This window comes from Lichenihabitans psoromatis, from assembly GCF_004323635.1.
Lineage (GTDB): Bacteria > Pseudomonadota > Alphaproteobacteria > Rhizobiales > Beijerinckiaceae > Lichenihabitans > Lichenihabitans psoromatis.
This window is the reverse complement of sequence record NZ_CP036515.1, coordinates 1,131,794-1,144,114: the sequence shown is the minus strand read 5'-3', so window position 1 is coordinate 1,144,114 and position 12,321 is coordinate 1,131,794. Positions and strand designations below refer to the sequence as shown.

Below are 12,321 nucleotides of genomic sequence, written 5' to 3'. Positions count from 1 at the left end.
GGGCTCTGGTTCCGTCGTCCGCAGCATGGGTATCGCCATCGATTGATTGTTTCGCTTTGGCGTCGAGGCTTTACGTTGCTGACAACGGGCTGTTCCGAGTCGCGACCAGCAACTCGGAGGCATGGGTCAAAGGCGGCGTGATGGATCAGAGAATGGCAGAGGCACAGAGCGCGACCACGCCGAACAGCGACGGCTTAGCGCCGCTCGCGGCCGCGATGCTGGTCTTCTCGGCGCTCGGTGCTTTGCTGCTTCCACCCCCACTCGCGCTCGTCGCCGCCGTTGCGCTCGGCGCCGCCGGACTGGCACTTCTGCAGCGGCGCGTCTCGGGTCGCCTGCCGACACTGATCGAAGCCGCCATCGATATCGTCGCGCTTGGCCTTCTGGCGCATGCACGGAACGACGCCTATCGGGTTTGGCAGGTGCCGGACACGTGGACCGACGTACTCGGGCTCACCAATGTCGGCTCCGGCGTCATGGTTTTGCTCTACGGGCTCGCGGCCGCCGCGACCCTCGTCCGCACGCGCCGCCACATCGCGTTGCGCGAGGCGACTGCCGCGGTCCTGCTGCCGCTCCTCTTTAATCTGATGCTGCTGGTCGGCAGCGAGGTGCTGATGCGGCGGCTGGGGTTCTGGCTGACGCTCAAGGGTGCGGTCGACGATGCGGTCCGGGCCGTGATCGGGCGCGCCGTCGTGCTTGTCGTCTTCGTCGAAATGCTGACAGGCATCCTGCGCCTGCTCGTCACGGGGACGCTGCCCCGCGACCCGCGTGTGCATGTCTTGCTGATCGGCAGTGCGATCCATGCGGCCTTGACGCCGCTGCTGGCAGATCTCAACCAAGTTGTCCCGGGTGGCGGCCCTATGGTGCAGGACCTGCTGGCGGTCGTCGCCGCCACGCTCTCGCAAGCGGGCCTCTGGGCGCTCGTCTTCATTGTGACCGGCCTCGCGATCGACGCGCTCGGCCGCATGCCTCCGACCTTCGCGACCTTGTCGCGCCATTGGCGGGGCGGGTTGACCAAGGGCGGCATTTATGGCGGCACGTTCATGGCGTTGCTGCTGGCCGCGGGTGCTATTCTGCAAACACCCGGCATCGTGACGTTCATGCAAGCCATGCCTTGGCTCGCCGGCCTCATTGGCGGCGCGCTGCTGTTCCCGCTGGCCGGCACCATCGTGGCGAGCGCCGACGGAACGCCGCCGTTCTTCGGCCGCCTGCGCGACGCCTATGGCGCCCCGCGTGCCTATTGGCGCGGCGCCGTCGTCGGGCTGGGGGCGGCGCTTGCGCTCTCGGCCGGCTTGAGCAGCCAGGACGGCCTCAATCGGTTTCTGGTCACGTTCCTGATCGGGGCGCTCGCCTATGGCGGCGTCGATCTTGCGGCCGACCTGATCGGCCGGGCCAGTCGGCAGCGTGCCGTGATGGAAACCTGGCGCATCTATGGTCTTGGGCTGTTGCTCGGCGGCCTCGTCGGCGGATCGCTCGGCTGGTATTTCGATGCGCCGCAACTCGTCGTGGTGGCGACCAAGTTCTGGTCCTATGTCAGCCTCACGGGCCACCCGGACGGCACCTTCGCGGTCTATCCCCTGTTCAACAAATGGGGCACGATCGACCTCGGCCATGCGGCCGGCGGCGTCAAACTCTTCTACGACGAGTCACTGTCGGGCGTCATCAACTGGTCGATCGCGGCCCCGCTGTTCAGCATCAACTATTTCGTGCTCGCGGCCCTGATCGGTCGCAGTCTGACGCCGCTGAAACAATTGATCAGCCCCAAAGGCTTCGAGAGCCTCGTCGAGCAAGCCGTGCGGGTGCTCCGTTGGGGGCTCTGGATGGCCCCGATCATCAATTCGTTCCTGCGCCAGTCACCGGATCCCGCTTGGTACAATCAGGATGGGCTCGTCCGCACCATCGCGGCGACCGCCGCCAACGTGACCTTGCCGCAACATGATTTCCGCTTGTGGAGCCTCGCGCTGTTCACCGGCCTTTTGGCCTATGACTGGCTGCGCGTGCTGATCTGGTTCGATCATATGGGCCTGCGGGTCGCGACCCTCGTCAATCTCACCTTCATCGGCGGCGACCGGGCCGATGAGGCAGCCGCGCGGTTCGCCGGCCATGCGGCGCGCACCCGGATCATCCCGACCGGCATCCGCCGGTTCGCCACCTGGGCACCCTTGTTGATCCCGTTCTACATTCCGCATGGTCCCGAGTGGGACACGGCCTGGACCGGGGCGGAGCAGATTCGCGCCAAGACACCCGCCCTGTCGGGACCGGTCGACAGCCTTGTCATGGCCTATGGGGTGGCCGGGATCGCGGCGCTGGCCATCGCCTATCTGGTTGGGCGACGGTGGGATCGGCGCAGACCCTCGGCCGTGACCGAGACAATGGCGCGGCCGGACTTCTTCCTGACCGCGCCAGCCAAGTTCAGCCTGTCCAACGGGTTCATGACGGCCGATCTGCTGCCCGACGGGCGCGGCCATTCGGCGATCGACGGCTCGGCGCGCGGCAGCCATGGCGTCGACATCTCCAAGAAGCTGACCGACCCGCTGCAGATGCGCGGCCCCTTCTTCTTCCTGCGCGACCGAGACGAGGAACAGAGGTGGAGCATCGGCTACGAGCCGCTCCAGCGTGTCGGCCCCGATTATGCCGCGCATCAGCCGACGCCGAGTTGCGCCAGCCTTCGTAACACCGTCGCGGGCATTCAGGCCGATGCCGAATTGCGCCTTGCCGAAGAAGAGACGATCGAATTCTGGACCATCCGGCTGACCAACACCGAGGCGCGGCCGCGTCGCCTGTCGCTGGCCAGCTTCCGCGAGATCGCGGTGCACGAACTCGGGGCCTATGCGCGCGACCCGGACTTCAACGCGTTGCATGTCGAGACGTGGTTCATGAGCAGCCTCAATGGCTTGTTCATCCGCAACCGGCTGCTGCGCGCTGCCGGACGCATGTCGCCCGAGATCTATTTCCACGCCGTGCGGACAGGCGACGGGGCGAGGCTCACGGGCTATGAGGATAGCCGCACGCGCTTTCTCGGACAGACCGGCATCCGCGATCCGCAGGGCTTGGCCGAGACCGCGCCGCGCCAAATCGACGATGAAGGCTCGCTCTATACGTTCGACCCTGCGGCGAGCCTGACGGTCGCGATCGATCTGCCGCCGGGCGGTCAATGCGAGCTCCTCTTCGTGACGGGGCGCGCCAACGACGAGCAGCATGCGGCCGAGATCGTGGCGCATCACCTCAAGGTCGCCCGCCCGACCCCTGCCGCGCTCGCGGCCGTTTGGATGCGGACACGCCACATCGATCCGCTGCCGCCGAAACCGGCCACCGCTTGGCCGTTCAGCTTCAGGAAGAATGGGACGGAACTGCATCTGACCGAGGCCACGCCGCGCCCCTGGGCGCATGTTCTGGCCAATACGACCGGCTTCGGCACGGTGGTGTCGAACGAGGGCGAGATCCACTCGTTCAACGCCAATGCGCGGCAGAACGCGCTGACGCCGTTTCGCTTCGAATCGGTGCCGGTGTCCAACCAGGGCCAAGCCATCTATGTGGTCGATCTCGAAACCGGCGAGGCCGATACGGCTGGCTTCGTGCCGTTCCGGCGTGCCGATGCGACCCATCGCGTCACCTATGGGCTCGGCTCCGTCACCTTCGCGCAGCAACGCGGCGAGACCGAACTTCTTCTGACCGTCTTCGTGCTGCCCGACGCTCCGGCCGATATCCGCATTCTCACGGTCAAGAATAATGCGACGCGCAACCGGCGCTTCCGCATCGTCCCCTATTTCGACATCGCGCTCGACGAGAGCCCGGAGGATAGTCTCGGCAAACTCGAAGCCTCGCGCGACGAACAGACCGAGGCGCTGCTCTTCACCAATCCGCGCAACGACTTCTTCAAGGGCTGGGCGTTCGCGGCCACCAGCCTGACGGCGCCGGTGAGCGAGACGGTTCGAGCCCGCTTTCTGGGCGGAGCCGGGCGCGACCTCACCAATCCGTTCATGGTCGAAAATGGCGTGCCGGACAGCTCGATCGACGACGACGGCCGTTGCGCCGCGACCTTCTCGGGCCTGATCGAGGTGCCGGCCGGCGGAGAAACCGAGGTGGTGGTCGTGCTCGGGCAAGGCGAAAGCCGCACCGAGGCGCTGACGCTGGCGGCGGCGCTCTGTGATCTGGCGTCGGCCCGCTCCGCTATGCAGGCGACCCGCGCCTGGTGGGCCGAGCGCTTGAACGACATCTCGATCGAAACCAATAATCCGGCCTTTGATCGGCTGGTCAACCATTGGCTGCCCTATCAGGTTCTGGCGTCTCGTCTGTGGGGGCGCAATGGCCCGAACCAGCGCGGCGGCGCCTACGGGTTCCGCGACCAGTTGCAGGATGTGCTGCCCTTCCTGTTCTTCGACCCGCATCTCACGCGGCGGCAAATCGTGTTCCACGCCGGCGCGCAATTCCCCGAGGGCGATGTCTTCAAATGGTGGCATGTCGCGCCCGATGGCCGCACGGGCCTCGGTCAGCGCACCCGCGCCTCCGATCCGCATCTCTGGCTGCCCTATGTGCTGGTGCGCTATATCGAGGCGACCTCGGACACGACGGTTCTGGACGAGACCGCCGCCTATCTCGAAGGGCCGGCCGTACCGGACGGCACCGTCGATCTCCTGATCGCGCCGCGCCTCTCGCTCGAAACCGGCGATGTTTACGACCACTGCATCCGCGCCATCGACTATACGCTGGCCCGCATGGGTCCGCACGGCCTGCCGCTGGTCGGCACCGGGGATTGGAACGATGGCGTCGATGCGGTCGGGCCGGCCGGCAAGGGCGAGAGCCTGTGGCTGTCGTTCTTCCTGCACGACATCCTCGTCCGCTTCGCCCCGATCGCTCAGGCGCGCCAGGGCGATGCTGCCGCGCAGCGTCTGCTGGATGCCGCGGCCGCCCTCAAACTAGCGATCGCGGGCGCCTGGACGAGCGATCATTTCGTGTTCGACTATGACGATGCCGGCGAGGTGCTGGATCCGTTCAGCATGATGACGGCGGCATGGCCGGCATTGTCGTCCGGCGCGGTCGATCCGGCGCGCGCGCTCACGGCGTTGGAGCATGGCCTGTCGGCGCTTGAAAAACCGCACCGCATTCTGTTGCTGGCTCCCCCATTCGACGAACAGTCCAAACCCTATCCCGGCCGCATCGCGGATTATCCGCCCGGCGTGCGGGAGAACGGCGGCCAATATTCGCATGGCGTGTCGTGGACCGTGGACGCATACATGCGGCTGGCCGAAGACGCCAAGCGGCGCGGCGATACCGATCTCGCGGCGCATCTCGTCGGGCGCGCCTTCGAAACCTGGTGCGCGATCTCGCCGCTTGGCAAGACCGAGGGCAAGGAGCTCGCGATCTACGGCCTCGCGCCGCATCAGCAGCCGGCCGACATTTACGACGGGCCGGGCTATGAGGGACGCGGCGGGTGGAGCTGGTACACCGGGTCGGCGGCCCGCATGCTGTCGGCCGCCTATGCGGTGATCGGGCTCGAGGTCCGCAATGGCCAGGTCGTCGTTCCGGACGATCTCTTCGCAGCACGCGGCGGATTGTCGATCAAGACCCTCTGCATCAAGGGAAAATACCATCGCGCACCGCTGCGCGAAGGCGATGACCCGGTGCGGACGGCCGCGCAATAGCGCATCGGATCGGGGATCCGGCCGAGAGTGGCCAGCAAAAACAGGGCTTGGCGGCAATTGGCGGTTGCGTCCGGCCAATGGTGCGGATATACGGCTGCTTCGCGGTTGTCCCGAGCCGTGTCGAAGATGAGTGGGCGCGTAGCTCAGCGGGAGAGCACTCCCTTGACATGGGAGGGGTCACAGGTTCAATCCCTGTCGTGCCCACCACTCATCGCCTTCGACTCATGAGATGTTCTGGCGCCTTGGCTGCTTCAATTCATTGATGTAGCTGCGGATTGTTGTGGTGTCGCTCGTTCGAGGTCGAACGCCCTGACATCGAGCGACCGCGGTTTTTGGCCGATGTGGCTTGAACTTTGTTCCCTATTCGTTCAGTGTCACTCGGGTATCCGGGCGGCCGCACCGGCGTCGTCGCCTCTCGTGAGCTCTCCGGCTGGGATTGACCGTCATCAGCGCCTTTAAGTTTCTGCACGCGGCGGATCTGCACCTCGATAGCCCGTTACTGGGTCTCTCCGGCAAGTCGGTTGATTTTGCGGCGGCGGTCGAACATGCCTCGCGGCGGGCCTTTGACAATCTCGTGGCGCTGGCGATCGCGGAGCAATGCCGTTTCGTCATCCTGGCCGGCGACGTCTTCGACGGCGATCTTCGCGACTTCAAGACCGGCCTCTATTTCCTCAGCGGCATGCGGCGGCTGCGCGACGCGGACATCAAAGTGTTCCTCATCGCCGGCAACCACGACGCGGAAAATCGCTTCGCCGACAAGCTCGGCTATTCCGATAACGTGCATCGATTCGCCCACCGCAAGGCCGAGACGGTCGTGCTCGACGACATCGAGACCGTGATCCACGGCCGTAGCTTCGGACAGCGCGACGTGTCGGAGAATCTCGCGCTCGGCTATCCGGCGCCGGTCGGCAACGTCTTCAACATCGGCATTTTGCACACGGCCTGCGCCGGGAGCGAGGGCCATCACGCGCTCTATGCGCCGTGCTCGTTGGAGCAGCTTATCAATCATGGCTACCATTATTGGGCGCTCGGCCACGTGCATACGCGGGCCGAACTGAACCTGCACCCGCATGTGATCTATCCCGGCAACCTGCAGGGCCGGAACCCGCGCGAGACCGGGCCGAAGGGCGCGACCCTGGTCGAGGTGGTGGACGGCACGATCGTGTCCTGCGTGCACCGCGACCTCGACGAGGTGCGATGGGTATCGGAGACGATCGATGTGTTGGGCGCGGCCGACCGTCGCGAGATCCTCGAACGGCTGCGCGCGCGGTTGGATGTCATCGGGGTCGAGGCCGGTGACCGGTCGGTCGCGTTGCGGTTGCGCCTCTCTGGCCGGTCGGTGCTGCATGGCGGATTGCTGGTCGATCGCTTCGGGTTGCGCGACGATGTCGAGGCTCTGCTGGCGACCTTATCGAGCCCGGTCTGGCTCGAAAAGCTCGACCTCGGTACGCAGCCTCTGGCGACGCGCGGTGAGGGGATCGATCCAACCGTCGCGGGTCAACTCGAAGGCGAAATCCGCCGTCTGGGCGCGGCACCGGAAGCCGCCAAACTGATCGACGATTATCTCGCCGAAATCCGGGTCAAAATGCCGGCCGGCTCGCGCACCGACGAGTTGTTCGATCTGGTGCGAGCCGAGGCGGGCGGTCGCGCGGTCGAGATCGCCGTGTCGCTCGTCAGCGAAGCGGAGGATGCGCGTGCGGCTGGATGAACTCGTCCTCGAGCGCTACGGCGCTGTCGAGCATCGCCGCCTCACGCTGAACGGACCGGGTCTGACGGTCGTTTATGGTCCGAACGAAGCCGGCAAAAGCACCTGTTTGGCGGCTCTTACGGACTTTCTGTTCCGCATTCCGGAACGCACCCTGCGGGGCGGCGTATTCGGCACGGATGTGATGCGGATTGGCGCAACGCTCAGCATGGCCGACGGGCGCCGCGTCACGCTGAAGCGGCGCGCTGGTCGTGGCAAGACGCTCATCGATCAAGCCGGAGCGCCCTGCGACGACGCGGTGCTGGCGACGCTGCTGGGATCGACGACGCGCGAGCGGTTCGAGCATTTGTTCGGCCTCGATCACGAGAGCTTGCGCCAGGGTGGCGACCAGTTGCTGCTGGCCGATGGCGAGATCGGTCGCTTGATTGTGGAGGCGGGTGGCGGCCTGCGAAGCCTGATGCGGCGGCTCGATGCGATCGATGCGGAGATCGACACGCTGTTCGCCCCGCGACGCAAGGAAAGCCGCGCTTTCTATAAGGCCCTCGATGCGTTCGAGGATGCCGAGAAGGTCGCCAAAGCCGCCGCCCTGACGCGGGACGCGTATGAGCGGGACCGCAAGACCCATGAGACGGCCCTCACGCGCCTGTCCGAGGCGCGAGCCGCCAAGCGGGATCTGGCGCAAAGCCTGTCGCGCTTGCAACGGGTGGAACGCGTCATTCCGACTCTGCGCGAGCTCGACGCCGTCGAGGACAAGCTCGCGCTTTATGCCGACGTGACGGGGCTTGCGGAGGATTTTGCCGATCGATGCACGGCGGCCCTGTCGACACGCGACACCGTCGCGGCCGATCTCGCCAGCATCCGACGGCACGTTGCCGATCTCTCGGATCGGCTCGACGTGATGGCGGTCGACACCAATCTGGCGGAGGCCGAAGCGGCGGTGCGGGATATCGAGCAGGGCATGGTGATGGTGTCCCGCGCCCGCAACGACCGCGCAAATCGCTTGAAGGAGCTTGGCGATGCCGAGGCCGAACTGGCCGGATTGCGCCAGCGGCTCGGCGTTGGGCCGGATGCCGATCTCGAACCCTTGATGCCGCCGCAGCCGGTGCTGGACCGGGTGCTCGCGCTTGCGGCCGATGCCGTGGCACGGCGGCTTCGGCTCGACAATGCGCGCGAGGCGAGCGCGCTGGCCGATGAAATCGTCAGGGGAACAGCACGGCGGATCGAGGCCCTGGTGGCGCGCGGGCGGCACGAGCCCTTCGGCGCGAGCGTGACGACCTTCGCGGCGCTCCCGGTCGAAGCCGACGGTTTGGCGCATAAATCGCAGCAGATCCTGCGTGACGCTGACATCCTTCACGCGCGTGCGGCGGCGCTCGGTTTCGTCGATATCGACGCTTTGCGGGCGCTCGTCTGCCCGGCCGCCGATCAACTCCGGCTCGAGATCGAAGCCCGCACCCTGATCGCGGCCGAAGTGACCCGGCAGGTGAGCGCCCATGCGGCCGCAATCCAACAACGCGAGATCGCGCGGGCCGATATCGACCGGCTGCGGCAGGGGGGCGAGATCGCGACCGATGCGGCGTTGGCGGCTGCGCGGGCGCAGCGCCACGAGGCGTGGCAGCCGATCCGTGCCGCTCATCTCGCGGGGCGGTCGGACCGATCGGCTATCGAGCGCTCGGCCGAGATCGCGGCGCTCGACGTCGGTCTGGCCCATGCGGACCAACTGGCTGACAGCCGCACGTCCGAGGCGCAACGGGTCGCAACGCTCGTCGAGACCGAACGTCGGCTGGCGGAAGCGTCGGCCGCGGTCACGGCCGCCGAAACCGCGCGAGCGCAACTCGCCCGATCGCTCGAGCGCCGTCTTGCTGACCTTTGCCGTGCCTTTCCTGAGGCGTGCGAGCGTCGGCCCGAAGCGCCGGCGCTTCTTGCCTTGGTGGAGGCGCGGGCCGATATGCTGGCGCGGGCCGATGCGATCGAAACAGCGCGTCTCGATGCCGAACAGGCGAACCGATCCCTCGCGCCTCGGCTCCGTCAGTTCGAAGGGGCGGAACGCAAAGCGCTGTTGCGGCCCGAACCGGGTGCTGATCTCGCCGAGCGCGTGCAGGCCTTGGCTCAAGCCATCGCGACCCACGACCAGGCGCATGCGGCCTATCTTCGAGATGAACGCGATCTCGTCGCGCAGCAATCCCAACACGCGACAGCCCGCCGCCTGCTCGCCGGCCTCGAGCAGGAGGAGCAGGCGTGGATCGCGGCATGGGGCGTGGCGGCGATGCAACTCGGCCTTCCGGCCGATGCGCCGACCGACCTGGGCGCGACACTCGCGGCGCAGTGGAATCGCGCGCGCGGCGAGCTCCGCTCGTTGGCGCAGACGCGGCGGCGGCTGCTTCGCATGGATGAGGACGAGGCGGCGCTGACGGGCCAGATCTCGGCTTTGGCGGCGCCGCTCGGGATCGCCTTGGCGGACGATACGCTGGCGTCCGGTGCGATGCTGGTCGACCGCTGGCGTTACAACAACACGCTGCGGCTTGGCCGCGACGCGCTGGTGCCGGAACGCGACGCTGTCACGGCGGCGCTGCAGACCCGCCAACAGGCCTTCGACGAGGCGGAAAGCGTCTTAAAAGAACTGGCCGAACAGGCCGCTGTCCCGGCCGGCGACGATGCGGCGCTGAAGAGGATCGCGGAACGGCGGCTCGATCTTTCCGGGCTGCGGTCGAGGCAGACGCAATTAGCCTCGACGGCTCGGCGCGCCGGCGAGGGTCTCGATCTCGACGTGTTGCGGCGCGAGGCTTTAGGGCAAGATCTCGACGCCGTGCGGGCCGAGGTCGCCGACCTCAAGGGGCGCCTCGATGCGCTCGATCAAACGATGGAAGCCGCGATCCGCGACGAGCAATCGGCCGGCAAGGCCATGGAGGCCCATGAGGCGCCCTCGGCGGTTCAGCGCGCCGTGGTGGATCGCGAACGCGCCACCGCCGACATGCATGCTGCTGTCGAGCGCTACGTCGAGTTGCGGCTCGCTCGCGATCTCGTGACCCAGGCGATCCAGCGTGTCAGAAGCGAGCAGCAGGATCCGCTGATCCGCGCGGCGGGTGCGATGTTCGCTCGTATGACCCAAGGCCAATTCGACGGGGTCGAGGCCGACGTCGATCAGAAGGGTGCGCCGGTGGTGCGCGGCATCCGGTCAGGTGGTCGCGGTTCGGAAGCTGTGGCGACCATGAGCGATGGCACGCGCGACCAACTCTTCCTCGCCTTTCGGCTCGCGAGCCTCGCCAATTACTGCGCCGCCACCGAGCCGCTGCCCTTTGTTGCCGACGACATTCTGGTGCATTTCGACGATCGCCGGGGTGCAGCGACGCTCGATCTTCTGGCCGAATTCGCGACCACGACACAGGTGCTGCTGTTTACTCACCATCAGTCCGTGCTCGCGGCCGGCGAGCGGCTGGCGGTGGACGGCCGCGCCTCCATCGTGACGATCGCCTAGACGGCGCTGGTTCGGGCGCAAAACTATGCGCCGTCGTTCGCGTTCGGCTGGTCGGGGGGTGGCAAGGTCCGGACCGGTCTCTGATAGCGGACCTTCAAGGCCGAGCGCCCGGTCGATAAAACTCGAAACTCGTAGGTGTCGCGCTCGATCACCTCGAATCGGATCGAGACCCGACCGTTGCGGTGGATCAACTCGCTACAGGTGAAATCCTTCTCGGCCGCGATGGTCCTGCCGCGACGGAGAACATCGACGACGCAGCAGATGTCATTGGTCATTTCGGTCGGATGGATGCGGAACTCGACTTCGTAGCTCCCGGGCGACAGCACGCAATAAGGGCCAAAAACGACACAGCCGGCTTCGCCCTCTTGCGTGAGGATGTAGATCGCGCCGTCGTCTCGTCTCACTTTGCCGATCGCGTAATGCAGCAACGTGTTGGGCCCTTGGTCCTGGATCGTGCCGCGTCAGAGCGCGCCGCGTGCGTCATCGCCGGCTGTCGTATAACGCGCCTGACGATACCGCCATCGGTCCCGTTTGTCAGCGCTGCGCCAGCAGCTCCACGGCCTTCTGCTGCTGCTTGGCTTCCGCGGTTTGCGGCTTCATCCGGCCCGCATCGACCTCCCCGGCCAGCATGAGGCGGTAGTCGTCCAGCGCCTTCTGCTGCTTGGCCAAGGGTCCCGGCGCGACGCTTTCCATATCGGCATTGGTGCGGGCCGCCGCTTCCGCATAGGTGATCTTGTGGGCTCGCGCGAGTGCCAGATTGGCCTCGTTGTTGGTCCGCATCGCGGCAGCCCGTTCGGGTGTCATCCGGTCGGCGACGCATCCCGACACCGTCAAGGCCAGCCCCAACCCCACGCCCGCAATCCATCCGTTCACCGTCGACATCTCCCACTCACGATCGCGTCTTGCCGACTCGCGCTATGGCTCCTCGCCGCGAGACTCGACGCATCCAACGTGAAGCGTGCGGCTCGAGCACGAAAGAGCTAGCGGGGCGGAATCGCCTGCTCGATCCCTGTTTTGCGCGCGCTATGGCAAATAGAGCGCGGTCCTGACCGAAAGTGCGCGCGATCGCGGCTCGGCGTGATCCTGGCTAAGATCCGATCTGGACGGATAAGAGCCGTGGCTCTATTATTGAACCATGCGCAAGATGATCCTATTCGTCGTGGCCTTTGGGGCCTTGGTTTCGGCACCGGCCTGGTCTGCGGATCTGGCGGCGCCCTATAGGTCCTATGGGCTGTCGGATTCATCGCTTCGGTTTGCCGAGCGGATCATCATCAGTCATCATCTGCTGACGCCTGACCAGCTGGCTTGCTCGACGCTCGTGCGCGGCGACAAGGCCATCAAGGAGGCCACCGAAGTGGTGGTTCTCGAAAAGCATGGCGGTGCATGCCCGGGCGACCCGCGCCGCGTTCAGGCTCGTTTCGGTCTTTACGTCGACGAGGTGAGCGGCTCGGTGCAATGGAACATCGCCGATCCGCTGGTTCTGCAGTCCATTCCCTGATCCTCGC

The 12,321-nt window shown here is 66.3% G+C and carries 6 protein-coding genes and 1 tRNA gene; 5 read left to right on the top strand and 2 right to left on the bottom strand.

Annotated features, from left to right (window positions below):
• The first annotated feature begins 152 nt into the window (after window positions 1-152).
• The 4 genes from EY713_RS05350 to EY713_RS05335 all read left to right on the top strand — a co-directional run bounded on the left by EY713_RS05350 (window position 153) and on the right by EY713_RS05335 (window position 10,816).
• Window positions 153-5,639: a GH36-type glycosyl hydrolase domain-containing protein gene (locus EY713_RS05350; protein WP_165491036.1), complete on the top strand. Its 5,487-nt coding sequence runs from the start codon at window positions 153-155 to the stop codon at window positions 5,637-5,639.
• 132 nt (window positions 5,640-5,771) lie between these two features.
• A tRNA-Val gene (locus EY713_RS05345) sits at window positions 5,772-5,846 on the top strand.
• A 229-nt stretch (window positions 5,847-6,075) separates the two neighbouring features.
• Complete coding sequence (locus EY713_RS05340) at window positions 6,076-7,347, top strand: metallophosphoesterase family protein (protein ID WP_245572901.1); 1,272 nt, start codon at window positions 6,076-6,078, stop codon at window positions 7,345-7,347.
• Window positions 7,334-10,816: an ATP-binding protein gene (locus tag EY713_RS05335; protein WP_165491035.1), complete on the top strand. Its 3,483-nt coding sequence runs from the start codon at window positions 7,334-7,336 to the stop codon at window positions 10,814-10,816. Before EY713_RS05340 ends, EY713_RS05335 begins: the two co-directional genes overlap by 14 nt.
• A 23-nt stretch (window positions 10,817-10,839) precedes the next feature.
• Here the strand turns inward: EY713_RS05335 and EY713_RS05330 are convergent, their stop codons facing one another.
• Window positions 10,840-11,244, bottom strand: a complete 405-nt coding sequence (locus EY713_RS05330) for a hypothetical protein (protein ID WP_131113901.1) — start codon at window positions 11,242-11,244, stop codon at window positions 10,840-10,842.
• Window positions 11,245-11,350: 106 nt separating this feature from the next.
• Window positions 11,351-11,698, bottom strand: a complete 348-nt coding sequence (locus EY713_RS05325; RefSeq protein ID WP_131113900.1) for a hypothetical protein — start codon at window positions 11,696-11,698, stop codon at window positions 11,351-11,353.
• Between the two features lie 262 nt (window positions 11,699-11,960).
• Here EY713_RS05325 and EY713_RS05320 point away from each other — a divergent pair, with 262 nt between their 5' ends.
• Entirely contained in the window at window positions 11,961-12,314 is a 354-nt protein-coding gene (locus tag EY713_RS05320; RefSeq protein ID WP_131113899.1) for a hypothetical protein, read from the top strand.
• Window positions 12,315-12,321: the final 7 nt, after the last annotated feature.

Coding starts and splice junctions, on each gene's coding strand:
- EY713_RS05350 (WP_165491036.1), top strand. CDS start 153: ATGGCAGAGGCACAGAGCGCGACCACGCCGAACAGCGACGGCTTAGCG.
- EY713_RS05325 (WP_131113900.1), bottom strand. CDS start 11,698: ATGTCGACGGTGAACGGATGGATTGCGGGCGTGGGGTTGGGGCTGGCC.
- EY713_RS05320 (WP_131113899.1), top strand. CDS start 11,961: ATGATCCTATTCGTCGTGGCCTTTGGGGCCTTGGTTTCGGCACCGGCC.